General features: G+C 70.5%; 18 protein-coding genes. 3 read left to right on the top strand and 15 right to left on the bottom strand.

Annotation, left to right across the window (positions count from 1 at the left end):
• Positions 1-101: 101 nt before the first annotated feature.
• The 10 genes from ACYQ78_RS26195 to ACYQ78_RS26150 form a co-directional block, all read right to left on the bottom strand.
• Positions 102-296: a hypothetical protein gene (locus ACYQ78_RS26195; RefSeq protein WP_061297041.1), complete on the bottom strand. Its 195-nt coding sequence runs from the start codon at positions 294-296 to the stop codon at positions 102-104.
• Between the two features lie 189 nt (positions 297-485).
• A complete protein-coding gene (locus ACYQ78_RS26190; RefSeq protein WP_459803560.1) occupies positions 486-755 on the bottom strand; it encodes an acylphosphatase in 270 nt (89 codons plus the stop codon).
• Positions 749-1,606: a bifunctional DNA-formamidopyrimidine glycosylase/DNA-(apurinic or apyrimidinic site) lyase gene (gene mutM, locus ACYQ78_RS26185; RefSeq protein ID WP_459803559.1), complete on the bottom strand. Its 858-nt coding sequence runs from the start codon at positions 1,604-1,606 to the stop codon at positions 749-751. The genes ACYQ78_RS26190 and mutM overlap by 7 nt, the downstream gene beginning before the upstream one ends.
• Positions 1,606-2,352, bottom strand: a complete 747-nt coding sequence (gene rnc, locus ACYQ78_RS26180) for a ribonuclease III (RefSeq protein WP_459803558.1) — start codon at positions 2,350-2,352, stop codon at positions 1,606-1,608. Before rnc ends, mutM begins: the two co-directional genes overlap by 1 nt.
• 226 nt (positions 2,353-2,578) lie before the next feature.
• Positions 2,579-2,758, bottom strand: coding sequence for a 50S ribosomal protein L32 (rpmF, locus tag ACYQ78_RS26175; protein WP_459803557.1), 180 nt, complete (start codon positions 2,756-2,758; stop codon positions 2,579-2,581).
• 1 nt (position 2,759) lies between these two features.
• Positions 2,760-3,317, bottom strand: coding sequence for a YceD family protein (locus ACYQ78_RS26170; protein WP_459803556.1), 558 nt, complete (start codon positions 3,315-3,317; stop codon positions 2,760-2,762).
• A 75-nt stretch (positions 3,318-3,392) separates the two neighbouring features.
• Positions 3,393-3,869 carry a pantetheine-phosphate adenylyltransferase gene (gene coaD / locus ACYQ78_RS26165; RefSeq protein WP_459803555.1) on the bottom strand — a complete coding sequence of 159 codons (477 nt, stop codon included), beginning with the start codon at positions 3,867-3,869 and terminating at the stop codon, positions 3,393-3,395.
• 10 nt (positions 3,870-3,879) lie between these two features.
• Entirely contained in the window at positions 3,880-4,446 is a 567-nt protein-coding gene (gene rsmD, locus ACYQ78_RS26160; protein WP_459803554.1) for a 16S rRNA (guanine(966)-N(2))-methyltransferase RsmD, read from the bottom strand.
• Positions 4,447-4,906: 460 nt separating this feature from the next.
• Positions 4,907-7,069 (bottom strand): ATP-dependent DNA helicase RecG, encoded by a 2,163-nt coding sequence (gene recG, locus ACYQ78_RS26155; protein ID WP_459803553.1) that lies wholly within the window; start codon positions 7,067-7,069, stop codon positions 4,907-4,909.
• A gap of 34 nt (positions 7,070-7,103) precedes the next feature.
• On the bottom strand, positions 7,104-8,630 hold the full coding sequence (locus ACYQ78_RS26150) for a DAK2 domain-containing protein (protein ID WP_459803552.1): 1,527 nt from the start codon (positions 8,628-8,630) through the stop codon (positions 7,104-7,106).
• A 123-nt stretch (positions 8,631-8,753) separates the two neighbouring features.
• Here ACYQ78_RS26150 and rpmB point away from each other — a divergent pair, with 123 nt between their 5' ends.
• On the top strand, positions 8,754-8,939 hold the full coding sequence (gene rpmB, locus ACYQ78_RS26145; protein WP_030456605.1) for a 50S ribosomal protein L28: 186 nt from the start codon (positions 8,754-8,756) through the stop codon (positions 8,937-8,939).
• A 64-nt stretch (positions 8,940-9,003) separates the two neighbouring features.
• Here rpmB and thiD read toward each other — a convergent pair whose 3' ends face one another.
• From thiD to ACYQ78_RS26130, 3 genes are all read right to left on the bottom strand, one after another.
• Complete coding sequence (gene thiD, locus ACYQ78_RS26140; protein ID WP_459803551.1) at positions 9,004-9,807, bottom strand: bifunctional hydroxymethylpyrimidine kinase/phosphomethylpyrimidine kinase; 804 nt, start codon at positions 9,805-9,807, stop codon at positions 9,004-9,006.
• A gap of 12 nt (positions 9,808-9,819) precedes the next feature.
• Positions 9,820-10,719 (bottom strand): hypothetical protein, encoded by a 900-nt coding sequence (locus ACYQ78_RS26135; RefSeq protein ID WP_459803550.1) that lies wholly within the window; start codon positions 10,717-10,719, stop codon positions 9,820-9,822.
• 718 nt (positions 10,720-11,437) lie between these two features.
• The gene (locus tag ACYQ78_RS26130) at positions 11,438-12,370 is read right to left on the bottom strand and encodes a thiamine-phosphate kinase (protein ID WP_459803797.1); all 933 of its coding nucleotides are present in this window, start codon (positions 12,368-12,370) and stop codon (positions 11,438-11,440) included.
• A 64-nt stretch (positions 12,371-12,434) separates the two neighbouring features.
• Here ACYQ78_RS26130 and ACYQ78_RS26125 point away from each other — a divergent pair, with 64 nt between their 5' ends.
• Together ACYQ78_RS26125 and ACYQ78_RS26120 are read left to right on the top strand one after the other, a co-directional pair.
• On the top strand, positions 12,435-12,668 hold the full coding sequence (locus ACYQ78_RS26125) for an Lrp/AsnC family transcriptional regulator (protein WP_459803549.1): 234 nt from the start codon (positions 12,435-12,437) through the stop codon (positions 12,666-12,668).
• Positions 12,665-13,084, top strand: coding sequence for a DUF3515 domain-containing protein (locus ACYQ78_RS26120; RefSeq protein WP_459803548.1), 420 nt, complete (start codon positions 12,665-12,667; stop codon positions 13,082-13,084). Before ACYQ78_RS26125 ends, ACYQ78_RS26120 begins: the two co-directional genes overlap by 4 nt.
• Here the strand turns inward: ACYQ78_RS26120 and ACYQ78_RS26115 are convergent.
• Together ACYQ78_RS26115 and ACYQ78_RS26110 are read right to left on the bottom strand one after the other, a co-directional pair.
• Entirely contained in the window at positions 13,081-14,175 is a 1,095-nt protein-coding gene (locus ACYQ78_RS26115; protein WP_459803547.1) for a D-alanine--D-alanine ligase family protein, read from the bottom strand. The genes ACYQ78_RS26120 and ACYQ78_RS26115 overlap by 4 nt on opposite strands.
• Before the next feature lie 41 nt (positions 14,176-14,216).
• A complete protein-coding gene (locus tag ACYQ78_RS26110) occupies positions 14,217-15,344 on the bottom strand; it encodes a trans-sulfuration enzyme family protein (protein ID WP_459803546.1) in 1,128 nt (375 codons plus the stop codon).
• Positions 15,345-15,354 lie beyond the last annotated feature (10 nt).

The raw sequence follows: 15,354 nt of genomic DNA, 5'->3' as shown, positions 1-15,354 counted from the left end.
TACCGGGGAAGACTACCGGAACCGTCGTCAGGGCACGTGAAATGACGAGGGACGCCCCTATGAGGCGCCCCTTGCAATTGATTTCCGTGAAATCCGGTCTCTCAGGTGAGAGCCGGCTCGCGATCCTGCAGCCGTGCCAGGTCTTCGTCACGAGTTTGTGCCGCAAGGGCCTCGTTCTGTTCCTGGAGTCGGGTGAGTTCTGCCTCCAGATCACGGATGCGCTGCTGGAGGCGACGCATTTCCGAGACCATTCGAGGATCAGGACCGCCGACGTGGCCGAGTAGAGCCTTAGCCATGGTTAAGGGTCCTCCACGCTGAGTGACCAGACTGGTTCGCGCACTTCAAGCCGCGGGAGGGGTGCGCGTGGTTCTTGTCCAAGAGTCGCACCGGCTGCGAAGTCGGTCAAGTTGAACGCCTCGTAAGGATCAGCCGTTGGACACTGTCGACATGTAAATATACCTCATTTGGGCGGTTTAGGGGAAGAGCTACCGCTCCACGAAGCCCACCAAACCGCCCTTGACGTCCGACCAGCGTTCTGACACTCCTAAGACATCTCCGGGCGTGTCAGGGCTTCTCAGGCGCTCCAGGAGCCGTTCGCAGGCCTCTCTGGACCCCTCGGCCACGACCTCCACGCGACCGTCGCCGAGGTTGAGCGCCCAGCCGGTGAGCCCCAGCTCCAGCGCCCGCGACCGGGTCCACCAGCGGAAACCCACTCCCTGAACCCGCCCGCGCACCCACGCGGTGAGTCTCACCATCGTCCGTTCCTCGGACGCGGCTGACACACGGGGCACGAGTAGCTGCTGCGGTTCATGAAGGCGTCTCTCCGGATCGGCGTGCCACATCTCGGGCAGGGTTCGTCGCGACGGCCGTACACGCTGAGTGATCGGTCGAAGTAACCCGACTCGCCGTTCACATTCACATACAGGCTGTCGAACGATGTACCCCCCTGGCCGAGCGCCTCGGTCATGACGGCACGGGCGGCGGCAAGGAGTTCGGAGATCTTCGGCTTCGTCAGGGTCTCGGTGGCGCGGGCCCAGTGCAGTCTCGCCCGCCAGAGCGACTCGTCGGCGTAGATGTTGCCCACGCCGCTGATCAGGGCCTGGTCGAGAAGTGCCCTTTTTATCCCCGTATTTCTTAGCCGAAGTTTTGTGGCGAACATCTCATCGTCGAACGCCGCCTCCAGCGGGTCGGCGGCGATGTGGACGATCGGTTCGGGGACGCTGCGCCCTCCGCTGATCCGCAGCGGAGTGACCATGAGGTGACCGAACGTCCGCTGATCGACGAAGCGCATCTCGGGCCCGTCGTCGGCGAAGGTCACCCGCACCCGGAGGTGCTTCTCGTCGGGGGCGCCCTTCGGGAGCATGAGCATCTGGCCGCTCATGCCGAGATGGGCCATGAGGGCGGCGCCGTCGTCGAGCGGCAGCCAGAGGTACTTGCCGCGCCGGTCGGCCGACTCGACCCGGCGGCCCTTCAGCTGGTCGGGCAGCGCGCCCTCCTGCCGGCGGACCGCCCTCGGGTGGAGCACCTCGGCCGACTCGATCGTGCGGCCCGAGACCCAGACGTCGAGGCCGCGCCTGACGACCTCGACCTCCGGAAGTTCCGGCATCAGGCGCCCGCGGCGGCTGCGGCGGCGGCCTCACGGGCGTCGCGCATGGCGCGGATGGCCGTCCAGGCGGCCTCGGCGGCCTGCTGCTCGGCCTCCTTCTTCGAGCGGCCCGCGCCGGTGCCGTAGTCCTGCCCGCCGACGCGGACGGTCGCCACGAACGACTTCGCGTGGTCGGGCCCCGACTCCTCGACGTGGTATTCGGGCACGCCCAGCACCTCGGACGCGGTCAGCTCCTGGAGCGAGGTCTTCCAGTCGAGCCCGGCGCCCAGCGAGGCCGACCGTTTGATCAGCGGGTCGAACAGCGTGTGGACGACCCGGAACGCCTCGTCGAGCCCCTTGTCGACGTAGACCGTGCCGATCAGGGCCTCCAGCGTGTCGGCCAGGATCGACGACTTGTCGCGCCCGCCGGTGCCCTCTTCACCCCGGCCCAGCCGCAGGTAGCGGCCCATGCCGAGCGACCGCGCCACGTCGGCGAGGGCCCGCATGTTGACCACGGCGGCGCGCAGCTTGGCGAGCTGGCCCTCGGGCAGGTCGGGGTGTTCGCGGTAGAGCGTGTCGGTGACCACCAGCCCCAGCACCGAGTCGCCCAGGAACTCGAGGCGCTCGTTGGTGGGCAGGCCGCCGTTCTCGTAGGCGAAGGAACGGTGGGTCAGGGCGCGTTCCAGGATCGCCAGGTTGAGCCGGACCTTGAGGACGCCCTCGAGCTCGTCCCGGACGGCTTCGACGGCGACGGGCTTACCGATCATGAAATTCCTCCTCGTGCATGGCGACAGCCGGCACGGAGGCAGGAGTGAACTTCTGGCGAAGCCCCGAAGGCGTGGTGGACGCCGGGTTGAACCCGGCGTCCACCACGACCGCGGGCACAGCCGCCGCCGCGCGCAGTGCAGCCGCGTCGTGTGACGCGTCTGTGGAGCAAAATAACGCCGACCGGGGTCGTTTGACGATCCCGGTCGGCGGTCGAATCTCGCCGGGTCAGGCGTTGGGCTCGATGACCTGGCGGCGGTTGTAGGTGCCGCACTCGCCACAAGCGATGTGGGGGCGCTTGGGGGAGCGACACTGCGGGCAGCTCACGAGCGCGACCGCACTGGTCTTCCACTGGGACCTGCGGGCGCGCGTGTTGGCCCGCGACATCTTCCTCTTGGGAACGGCCACGTCAGGCCTCCTGATCGTCTTCGTCGTTGTTGGAAACCAGGCCCCGCAGTGATGCCCAGCGGGGATCGAGCGTCTCGTGACGGTGGTCGGGACCGGCCTCGGCCAGTCTGACCCCGCACTCCGAGCAGAGGCCGGTGCAGTCGTCGCTGCACACGGGACTCAACGGCAGCGCGAGCACCACCGCGTCACGGAAAGTCGGCTCAAGATCCAGTAGCTCGCCGTCGAGGATCTGGTCGTCCTCGCCGGCGTCTTCCGCCGTGTAGAAGAAGAGCTCCTGGAAGTCGACCTCGACATCCGAGGTCAGCGGTTCCAGGCAGCGCGAGCACTCTCCCGTGAGAGGGGCCAGCGCCGTGCCCGTGACGAGCACGCCTTCCATCACTGCTTCGAGCCGGAGATCCAGCTCGACGTCGGCGTCTTTGGGGACACCGATCAAGCCGACCGCGACATCCGCCGGAGCCGGGAGAACGGGTTTCATCGTGCGCATCGACCCCGGGCGGCGCCCGAGGTCATGGGTCGAAATCACCCATGGAGCGCGTGGGTCGAGGGTGTGCACTTTCATCCTGGTCTCTTAGGCATGGCTAATGAACGCCGTCATGCAAGGCCGAAACGCAAGAATACCAGCCCGCCGAAGGGCTCAGCCGCGCAAGCGCTCCACCAGCAGTTCGAGGACGAGATCGGGCACCAGGCCCGAGACGTCTCCCCCGTAGCGGGCGATCTCCTTCAGCCTGCTGGACGACAGGAAGGAGTATTCGGGGTTGGTCGACATGAAGAGCGTCTCGACCCCCGACATCCGGTAGTTGAGCTGCGCCATCTGGAGCTCGTAGTCGAAGTCGCTGACCGCGCGCAGGCCCTTGACGATCGTCGGGATGCCCTGCTGGCGGGCGAAGTCGACCAGGAGGCCGTGGAACTTCTCGACCCGCACGTTGCCGTATTCCTTGGTCACCGCCTGGAGCATGTCAATGCGCTCCTCGACGGTGAACAGACTGGTCTTCTCGATGTTGATCAACACCGCGACGACGACCTCGTCGTACAGACGTGACGTGCGGCCAATGATGTCCAGGTGGCCATTCGTCACGGGATCGAAAGATCCGGGGCAGACGACCCTGCGCACAACAACCCCCTCAATCGGCCTGGTTGGCGTGACCGTACCAAACGGTCGCTTCACCGTAACGACGGGCCCTGGCCTCCTCGAAACCGGGGGGCCATCGCAGATCGTTCCCTCTGGTCTCGCGTTCGACCGCGACGAGGGCGCCGTCGGCCAGCCAGCCGCCGGCCCGCAAGTCGACCAGCATCTTCTCGACGACGGCGTCGGACACGGCGTAGGGCGGGTCGGCGAACACGAAGTCGTAGGGCTCGCCCTCGCACGGCCGGGCGACCAGCCGCTCGACCCGCTCGGCCAGCACGACCGCGCCCGGCAGGTTCAGCGCCGCGACATTGGCCCTGATCGTGCGCAGCGCCTTGGCGTCGGACTCGACGAGCAGCGCGTGCCCCGCGCCCCGGCTGAGCGACTCGAGCCCGACGGCCCCCGACCCGGCGTAGAGGTCGGCCACCCGCTCCGGCACGCCGACGAGCGACAGGACGGTCGAGAAGATGCCCTCACGGGCGCGGTCGCTGGTGGGCCGGGTTCCCTTGCCTGGCGGGACCTCGATCCGCCTGCCACCGGCGATTCCGGCGATGAGACGCGTCACGTGCCCATTCTCCCGGAGATCCGGAATGGAAACTCTCGGTAATGCCTGGCGAAGGAACGGCCAGGGTCGTTCCGTTCGTGGCAGGGGCCCTGCACTATGGGTTTGCGGCCTTCAGGTGACCCAGGGGAAGGCCGGCCGGCGTGATCGTGAGCCCTTCCGCACGCCGGCGCCCTCGGCACCTGACCCGAGGGTGGGCCCAGCCGGGGACGGCATTCGGGGGGAGGCCGTCCCATGGCTGGGCCCTGGGTCATTTCTATGACCCAGGGCCACCGGCCCGGCAGCCCCCTGCACGGATCGCGCCCATATCTCCGCCATTTCGCAACCTGTCGCGAAAGCCCTAAAAGCCTTTCTCCCGTTACGGCTACGCCTACCCGGGCCCCGACCCCCGCGCCCGCCCCGCTCACGTAACCGGCGCTCACCACCCGCTCCCGCCCCGCACCGCAACGCCGGGCAGGTCGGCCTAGGTCTTCTCCAGGTACTCCGCGCGCTCCCCCGCCGCCAGCGCGTCGAGCTCCGCCTTCAACGCCGGGTGGTCGGCCAGATCCGGATCGCGGGACAGGAGGTTGTGGGCCTCTTCTCGGGCCGCGGCGATCACGTCTTCGTCGCGGAGCAGCGCGAGCATCCGGAGCGACGACTTGCGCCCCGACTGGGCCGCGCCGAGGACGTCGCCCTCGCGGCGCTGTTCCAGGTCGACGCGCGAGAGCTCGAAACCGTCGAGGGTGCTCGCCACCGCATCTAGGCGGTCGCGGGCGGGGGTGCCGGGCATGGTCTCGCTGACCAGCAGGCACAGGCCCGGCAGGCCGCCTCGGCCGACGCGGCCACGGAGCTGGTGGAGCTGGGACACGCCGAAGCGGTCGGCGTCCATGATGATCATGACGGACGAGTTCGGCACGTCGACGCCCACCTCGATGACCGTCGTGGCGACCATGACGTCGATCTCGCCCCGTGTGAAGGAGCGCATGATGGCGTCCTTCTCCTCGGGCGGGAGCTTGCCGTGCAGGACCTCGACCCGCAGCCCGGCCAGCGGCCCGGAGGCCAGCATCTCGGCCACTTCGAGCACGGCCAGCGGCGGGCGCCGCTCGTCGGCGTCTTTGGTCAGGTCGCCCTCGTCGCCTTCGAGGTCGCCGATGCGGGGGCAGACGATGTAGGCCTGCCGCCCCAGCCCGACCTCCTCGCGCACCCGCTCCCACGTGCGCTCCAGGTAGTGGGGCTTCTCGGCGGCGGGGACCACGTGGGTCGTGATCGGCGCCCGGCCCGACGGGAGCTGCGACAGTGTCGACACTTCAAGGTCGCCGAACACGGTCATGGCGACCGTGCGGGGGATCGGCGTCGCCGTCATCACCAGCACGTGGGGCCGCCCGGACACCGACTTCTCACGCAGGGCGTCGCGCTGCTCGACCCCGAAGCGGTGCTGTTCGTCGACCACGACCAGCCCCAGGTCGGCGAACTGGACCTTGTCCTGCAGCAACGCGTGGGTGCCGACGACGATCCCGGCCGCCCCGGACGCGGCGTCGAGCAGGTTCTGCCGCCGCGCGGCGGCGCCCATCGACCCGGTGAGCAGCGCCACCGACGCGCCGCCGAACATGCCGCCGCCCGCCAGGTCGCCGAGCATCGCGGAGATCGACCGGTGGTGCTGCTGGGCCAGGACCTCGGTGGGGGCGAGCAGCGCGGCCTGGCCGCCGGAGTCGGCGACCTGGAGCATCGCCCGCAGGGCCACCACGGTCTTGCCCGCGCCCACCTCCCCCTGGAGCAGGCGGTGCATCGGATGGTCGCGCCGCAGGTCGGCGGAGATCTCCTCGCCCACCGTGCGCTGACCCTCGGTCAGCTCGAAGGGCAGCCGCCCGTCGAACCCGGCCAGCAGGCCGTCGGAGGTGCCGGGCCTCGGCTTGGCCGGAAGCGCGTCGGCGGCGATGCGGCGCCGGGCCAGCACGGCCTGGAGCGTGAACGCCTCGTCGAACTTGAGGCGGCTGCGCGCGCGGGCGATGTCGCCCTGGTCGCGCGGGCGGTGGATCAGGGTCAGCGCCTCGGCCAGCCCGATCAGGTTGTGGCGCCCGCGCAGGTCAGAGGGGATCGGGTCGTCGAGCGACAGCGTGTCGAGGATCAGCCGGACCGCGCGCCCGATCTTCCAGCTCGCCAGGCTCTGCGCCGACGGGTAGATCGGCACCGGCGCGGTGGCGAACTCCTCACTCGTCTCCTCGTCGTCGGTGACGTAGTCGGGGTGGGTGAGCGAACGCCGCTTCGCGCCCTTCGGCGAGACGAAGATGTTGACCTTGCCGGAGAAGGTCGCCTCGGTGCCCGGCAGCAGCCGCTGCTCGGCGACGAACGCGCCCTTGCCGAAGAAGGCCAGGTGGATGCGGTCTTTGCCGTCGGTGACCTCGACGTCGAGCCAGGTGCCCTGCCGGTTCTTCATCGGCCGGCGCTGCACCGCCGACACCCGCCCCCGGACGGTGGCGATCTCGTCGTTCTCCAGCGAGGCGATCGAGGTCAGCTCACCCCGCTCGGCGTAGCGGCGCGGGTAGTGGCGCAGCAGCTCGCCCACGGTGGCGACGCCGAGGGCACTTTCGAGCGGCGCGGCGGTCTTGTCGCCGACCACCCGCTTCAACGGCTCGTCGAACCTGGTCACAGGACCCAGTTCTACCGCGCCCGGCCGACAGATTTCACTCGACACCGATGAGCAGCGGATATCCGCCCTGCCCACCCGCATAGGTCACGACCTCGACATCGGGCCTCGCAAGAGCCAGTTCCTCCTGTACGACCTCCGCCAGCCCCTCCCCCGTCTCGCCCCCGGTCACGAGCGTCACCAGCTCACTGGAGGCCGACGTCAGCCGCCCCACGACCTCCCTGGTCACCTCGGCGAGATCGGCGCCGATGAGCGCGACGTCCCCGTCCACGACCCCGAGGACGTCGCCCGGCCGGCACACCCCCGCCGACGTGAACGCCTCCCGGTTGGCGACCCACACATGCCCGTGCCGGGTGTGCGCGGCGGCCTCGGCCATGGCGAGCACGTCGTCGTCGAACCGCCGCCCGGGATCGTGCACCGCCAGAGCCGCCAGGCCCTGCACGGACGCCAAAGTCGGCAGCACGCTGACCGCCACGCCCTCCTCGCGGGCGATCTCGGCGGCAGCGGCGGCCACGGCCCGGGTGCCGCCGTCGTTGGGCAGCACCGCCACCTCCGACCCGGCCTCCCGGATCGCCGCCAGCACGGCCGCCAGCGGCGGCGGCGAGCCGGGTTCCCGGGTGACCACCACGGCCCCGGCCCGCCGGAACAGCGCGCCGAGCGCGTCTCCCGCGGCCACCGCGACGACCCCGCGCCCACCGGTGGCGTGCACCCGGCCGCCCAGATAGGTGACCCTGATCCGGTGCGGCCGCCCGGCCGCCAGCCCCGCCTCGATCGCCGCCCCGGCGTCGGCCACATGGATGTGCACGTTCCACAGCCCGTCACCGCCCACGATCACCAGCGAGTCGCCCAGGGCGTCGAGTTCGGCCCGGAGAGCGTCGACCGAGGGGGCGTCGAGCAGGTACATGACCTCGTAGCCGTCGGAGGCGTCCACCTCGCGCGTCACCGGCCGCGCAGGCGTGGGCACGTCGTGGCGGCCGTGGACGCCCGTGACGACGTCCACGAGAGTCTCCAAGATGATCACCAGGCCGGCCGCGCCCGCGTCGACCACGCCGTTCCTGGCCAGCACCTCCAGCTGGCCGGTGGTCTTCGCCAGCGCCGCGCGCGCCTCCTCGGCGGCCCGTGCGGCGATCGCGGCCAGGTCGCCCTGGAGATCACGGACCGCCGTGGCGGCGGTGGCCAGCACGCTCAGCACGGTCCCCTCGACCGGCCGCGACACCGCCGCCGTGGCGAGTTCGGCCGCCCTGGCCAGCCCGGCCCGCAGGTCACCCGCGACTTCGGCCATCCCCCGGAGCGCCTGGCTGACGATCACCCCGGAGTTCCCGCGCGCACCCAGGAGCGCGCCGTGGGCGAAGGCGCGCCACGCCGTCTCGCGGTCGGCGTCCTGGGGCAGTTCGTCGAGGGCGTCGGCCGCCGCCAGGAGGGTGAGGTGGAGGTTGGTGCCCGTGTCGCCATCGGGGATCGGGAAGACGTTCAGCGCGTCGATGTCGCCCCGGGCCGCGCCGAGAGCGTCGGCCGAGCGGCGCGCCCACGCCCGGAGCGCCTGCGTGTCGAGCACGTCCAGCATGGGTGATCCCTTCGTTTAACATGCATTGGCCGACATCGGCTATCCTCATATGGCCAGCCGTTCGGCCTGGCCTTTCTGCCCGATACGACCCGGGCTCTCTGATTCCTTGAAGGAGCGATGACCGTGGCTTCCGTCTGCGACGTCTGCGCTAAGAAGCCGATTTTCGGCAACAACGTCTCCCACTCGCACCGCCGAACCCGCCGTAACTGGAAGCCCAACATCCAGACCGTGCGCGCGACGGTCAACGGGACGCCGAAGCGGCTGAACGTGTGCACCTCCTGCATCAAGGCCGGGAAGGTCACCCGCTAGACCTCATTCGAAAAGGCCCGCCCTGCTGGGCGGGCCTTTTCGTGTTCCTTCGTGTACGGCGTTGTCACTGCACGACGTCGAGAGGGCGCCACTGCCAGGCGTGGTCGACCGGGCCGATGCCCCCGCCCAGGGCGAAGCCGTTGGCGATGGCGCCGGTCACGTAGTCCTTCGCCAGCCTGACCGCGTCGGGCACCGGCTCGCCGTGGGCGATGTGCGAGGCGATGGCCGAGGCGAGGGTGCAGCCGGTGCCGTGGGTGTGGTGGTTGTCGTGGCGTTCGGCGCCGTAGCGATATTCGGTCTCGCCGTCGGTCAGCAGGTCGACCGGCTCACCCGGCAGATGGCCGCCCTTGATCAGCGCCCACTTCGGCCCGAGTGCGAGCACGGCCTCGGCCGCCGCCATCATCTGCTCCTCGGCCTCGACCTTCACACCGGTGAGCTGCTCGACCTCCCACAGGTTGGGCGTCACCACGGTCGCCAGCGGCAGCAGCAGCGTCTTGAGCACGTCGACCGCCGCCGGTTCGAGCAGCGGGTCGCCGTGCTTGGACACCCCGACGGGATCGACCACGATCGGCGCCTCGACCGTCGCGAGCACCCCGGCGACCGTCTCGACCAGCACGGGTGAGGCCAGCATGCCGGTCTTCACGGCGTCGACGCCGATGTCGGAGAGCACCGAGTCGAGCTGGGCCCTGACCGCCTCGGGCGGCAGCTCCCAGTAGCCCTGGACGCCCAGGGAGTTCTGCGCGGTCACCGCGGCCAACACGCTCATGCCGTGCACGCCGTTGGCCAGCATCGTCTTCAGGTCGGCCTGGATTCCGGCGCCACCGCCGGAATCGGAGCCCGCGATCGTCAGCACACGCGGTGGAGTCATGCCGACATCCAATCAGCCGCGTCCCGAGTCGAACCCTCCGAGCCCCGGCTGGGTCGGCCCGGGGTCGAGGTCGACCTCGACGGGGGGCGGTTCGGGCGTGGGCGTGGGCGGCTTGGGCTTGGGACTCGGCTTGGGCTTGGTGACCTCGGGCTGCGGATGCGGCCGCGAGGTGGCCTGCGCCGACTCGGTGACCTTCGGCGTGGGACTCGGCGAGGGCTTCCTGGGCGTCGGCGAGGGAGGCGGTGACGGGGCCTCGCTGGGCGTGGGCACGACGACCAGCTCGGTGCTCCCCGAGGTCAGCCTGATCCCCGCCACGGTGAGACAGACCGCGACGACGACGGCCACACCGGAGATCAGGGCCATCCGCCGCGACCGGGCGAGGGTGGTCGCCTGCTTGGTCCGGCGCCGCCGCCCCGGCCGGGGACCGGCGGGCTCGGCCGCATCGGGATCGGTGACGGGCACGTCGCCGGTGGCGGCCTCCTCGTCGCCGTCGGGCCACTTGTAGGAGAGCTGGGCCGTGGGCTGCGCCGCGGGCGTTTCCCGGGTGGCCCGCACGGGGGCCGTGATCGGCCCGGTCGCCGGGTCGTAGGGACCCTGCGGATCGGCCGTGATCGGCCCCGTGAAGGGCCCGGTCACCGCGTCGTCGGCACCCGCAGGAGAGTCGGGGACCACGAACATCCCGGTCGAGGGCATCTGCGCCGCCCCCGGTCCTGCCGGAGCAGCGTAGGCACCGGTGGAGGGAACCGCCCCGGCCACGACGGCGTCGGCCACCGGCCCACCCGGAGCCTGGGCGGCGAAGGAGCCGGTCGAGGGAACACCGGTGACCGGTCCCGTGATCGGCCCGGTCGCCGGCCCGCCGTACGCCTGCAACGGTCCCGTCGAGGGGCCGAACAAAGGCCCGGAGTCGACCACCGGCCGACCGGAAGCCTGAACCGGAGCCGGCCCCTGGCCCGGACCTGCCCCCGGACCAGGCCCCTGACCTGAGCCATGAACCGCGCCCTGGCCCGGCCCTTGAACCGAACCATGCGCTGAGCCTTGAAGCGGACCCTGGCCCGGCCCTTGAACCGAACCATGCGCTGAGCTTTGAAGCGGACCCTGGCCCGAGCTTTGAACCACGCCCTGACCCGGTCCTTGAGCCGGACCCTGCACTTGGCCGGGGACCGGGGCCTGGATCGGAGTCTGGATCGGAGCCTGGGCGGGCGCCGCGAAGGCGCCCGGTGAAGGCGCGCCGGGGCCGGACGACGGCGTGCCGGGGCCCGGGACCGGCCTGGTCGGGGTGAGGCCGGGGACGTAGCGTGAGCCCGTCGCGGACACCGTCAGCGGCAGGATCGGCGCGGGGCCGCCGGACGGCGGGCCCGCCGAAGGGTCGGCCGCCGGCCCGGGAGGAGCTTGGACGGGGGCGGCGAGAGGACCGGCGGGCAGGGGATCACTCGGGTTCGGGACCGGTGCGGCCGATGCCGGACCCGCTAGGGGGCCGCCGGTCTCTTCGACCGCCGGCTCGGGAGCCGTGGCTTTCTTGACAGGGGTCGTGGCCGTACGTCCGGCCCGGTGGCGCCCCATTGCTGGTCCTTCCTGATTGCACCCGCCAACCTTCTTAACAGGTCACGCTGCCGCTGTCACAAAGTTCCCATCATCCTCGAAAGTGATCCCAACCTCCGCGGACATTCTCCCGCCCTCCGGCCTGTACTCCATCCCCTTCTGCCACATTTCCTACAATCCGCCACTCGGGCGGCAGGAGAACGCCGGAGGGGAAGGTCGCGGCGAGTGCGTGGTCCTCACCGCCGGTGAGGATCCAGTCGACGGGGTCGGCGCCGAGCGCCTCGGCCGCCGCCGCGAGGTCGCCGGGCACCTCGATCGGGTCGAGGACCAGCGCGACCCCGCTCGCCGCCGCGATGTGGCCGAGGTCCTGGAGGAGGCCGTCGCTGACGTCGAGCATCGCCGTGGCGCCCAGAAGGGCGGCCCGGGGCCCTTCGGGATAGGGCGGGCGGGGGCGCCGGTGCGCGTCCACCAAATCGTCAAAACCTGACAATCCCACCGAGAGGAGCCGCAACCCGGCCTCGGAGCGCCCCAGAGTGCCCGCCACGGCCACCACGTCGCCGGGCCGGGCCCCCGACCGGGTCACGGGTGCGCGGCCCTCAAGATCGCCCAGAGCCGTGACGCCCAGGACCACCGCATCGGAGCGCGTCACGTCGCCTCCGGCCAGGCTGGCCCCGACGACGGCGCACTCGTCGCGCAATCCGTCGATCAACCCGTCGAGCCAGGTCACGGACAGGTCAGCGGGTATGCCGAGCCCCACGAAAAGCCCTGTCCCCACCGCCCCCATGGCCGAAATGTCGGAAAGATTCTGAGCTGCGGCTTTTCGACCTATCTCGTACGGACTGGACCAATCGCGACGAAAGTGTCTACCCTCAAGAAGCATGTCCGTCGTGACGACGACCCTGCCGTCCGGCGCGCGCAGAATCGCGGCGTCGTCCCCAGGGCCGAGGAGGACTGTCGCACCTTGGGGCAGACGCCCCGATATCCGGCCAACAACACCGAATTCGCCGAGTTCTCCGACTGTGATGTCACACCTCCTGGTGTTCGGGGTACCTTGACCTTTCGGTGGTGATCAATCCCGGGAGGACCTGATGGTGCAGGCCTACATCCTTATCCAGACCGAGGTCGGCAAGGCCGCTGCGGTGGCCGAAACCATCGCGAAGATCCCTGGGGTCACTCAGGCCGAAGACGTGACCGGGCCCTACGACGTGATCGTGCGCGCCGAGGCCAGGAACGTCGACGAACTGGGCAAGCTGGTGGTCGCCCAGATCCAGTCCGTCAAGGGGATCACGCGCACACTGACCTGCCCTATCGTCCACATATGAAGCGTGGCTGGTTGATCGTTGTGGTGCTGGCGGCGGGGTGTTCCCAGACGGTCCGCCTCGACCCGCCCGCCCCCGAGGGGGCGGCCGCGACCGCCTGCCGGGCCCTGACGGCGAAGCTTCCGGCCACCATCGAAGGGCTGACGCGCACCGAGACCGATCCGGTGTCCCCCTACACCGCCGTGTGGGGGCCCGGGGAGATCGCGCTGCGCTGCGGCGTCGACCGCCCGGCCGCCATGGAGCCGACCGCCGAGGTGAGCGACGTCAACGGAGTCGGCTGGTTCGCCGATCCCACCCGCCCCACCCTGTTCACCGCGGTCAACCGCGAGGCCTACGTCGAAGTGACGATCTCCGCGAACCATCAGCCGGGCAGCGTCCTGGTCGACCTCGCCGACCCGATCAAGGCCACGGTTCCCTAACGCAGGCCGAGAGGCCGTTGCAGGGCGAGCTGGATCAGCCGGTCGACCAGCTCCGGGTAGGACAGCCCCGTCGCCGCCCACAACTGGGGCGCCACCGAGAGCGACGTGAATCCGGGCATCGTGTTGATCTCGTTCAGGACCAGGTCGCCGTCGGGTGTGTAGAAGAAGTCCACCCGCGACAGCCCCTCGCAGCCGAGCGACTCATAGGCGCGTACCGCCATGGCTCTGAGCTCTTCCGAGACCTCGTCGGGCAGGTCGGTCGGGACCTTCAGCGCCATCTGGTCGGGGTAGTACTTCGCCTCGAAGTCGAAGAACTCCTGCCCGCCCGTGACCAGCACCTCGCCCGGCACGCTCGCCGCCGGCGGTTCGTCGCCGAGGCCCTGGAGCACGGCACACTCGATCTCGCGCCCGGCGATGGCCGCCTCGACCAGGACCTTCGGGTCGTGCTGGCGGGCGAACTCGATCGCCGTCTCCAGTTCCTCAGGTGAGGAGGCCTTGGAGATGCCCTGCGACGACCCGGCCCGCGCCGGCTTCACGAACACCGGCCAGCCGAGCTCCTCGATCTCCTTGAGCACCCGGTGGCGGTCGGTGCGCCAGGCCCGGTCGGCCACCACGACGTAGGGCCCCACCGGCAGCCCGGCCGATTTCAGGACCGCCTTCATGTACGCCTTGTCCATACCAACGGCACTCGCGAGGACCCCGGAGCCGACGTAGCGGACCCCGGCCATCTCGAGCAGGCCCTGGATGGTGCCGTCTTCGGCGAAGGGGCCGTGCATGACGGGGAAGACCACGTCGACCGCGCCGATCGAGCGCGGGATGTCGCCGGCGTCGAGAACGACCAGGGAACCGTCACCCGGCGGGATGGCCAGGGCCGATCCGCTGGTGTCGACGACCGGCAGCGCGCCGTCTTCGATGGCGTAGCTCTGGGTGTCGGCCGCGATGACCCATCGGCCATCGGTGGCGATGCCGATCGGCACCACGTCGTACTTATCTCTATCGATCACCGACAGGACGCTCCCGGCGCCCATCAGCGACACCGCGTGCTCGGAGTTGCGTCCGCCGAACACGACGGCGACTCGAATCCGGTTCATGAGGTCCGAATCTATCCTGTCGAGGTTGGAAAAACGCCTCGTCAGGTCCGAGCCCGGGGCAAAGAGCCCAATGCGTCGAGTGCCTGGGTGACGTCGACGATGAGGTCCTCGGCGTCTTCGAGCCCGATCGCGAACCGCACGGCCCCGGCGTCGGCGTCCGAGAGGGCGTCCGACAGTGCCTCGTCGGAGCGGTCGGCGGAGGCGAGGTGGACGGCGTTGGTGTGGGTGCCGCCCGGCGACGTCGCGATGACCGAGGTGCGCAGCCGGTCGGTCAGCGCGACCCCGGCCTCGAACCCGCCGTGGGGGGTCACGGTGACGACCGCGCCGAACCGGGTGCCCTCGGGGCCCGAGTCGAACAGGTGGCGGGCGGTCTGGTGGCCCGGGTGAGTGGGCAGGCCCGGGTAGTCGACCCGTCTGACGTGGGGATGCTTGGCGAGGGCCGCCGCGAAGACCATCGCGGTCGAGCACATGCGGCGGACCCGCAGCGGGAGGGTCTCCAGCCCGCGCCGGAGCAGGCAGGCGTCGTCGGGCGAGAGGGCCGAGCCGGTGTCGATGCGGGTCTGGCGGATCTTGGCGATCAGGTCGGGCCGCCCGACCACCACGCCGCCCGCGCAGTCGTCGTGGCCGCCCATGTATTTGGTCGCCGAGTGCACGACCAGGTCGGCGCCGTGTTCGAGGGGGCGGCAGACGACCGGGGTGGCGAACGTCGAGTCGACCACCAGCAGCGCCCCGGCCTCCTTGGCGACCTTGTAGAGGCCCCGGATGTCGGCCACCGCGAGATTGGGGTTGGCTAGCGTCTCGGCGTACACGATCTTGGTGGTGGGCCGGATCGCGCCGCGCACCCTGCGCATGTCGGAGTGGTCGACGAAGTCGGCCGAGACCCCGAAACGGGCCAGCACGTTGGCCAGCAGCGCGTAGGTCGCGCCGCTCACCGGCGCCGGGGCCACGATGTGGGACCCGGCGCTCAGGAAGGTCAGCAGGGTGCCGGTGATCGCCGCCATCCCGGAGGAGAAGGCCTGGCCGGAGACGTCCTGCGGGGCCGCGACGCCCTCGAGCGCGGCGACCGCCGCCGCGAACGCCTCGACGGCGTCGGGCTGCCGGCCGGGCGGGGACGTGGGCAGGTGCACCGCCCTGGTGTTCTCGCCGAGTCGTCGCTGTGCTCGTCTCACCGGGGGTCAC

Source organism: Herbidospora sp. RD11066 (genome assembly GCF_054661255.1).
This window is presented reverse-complemented; position numbering and strand designations above follow the sequence as displayed.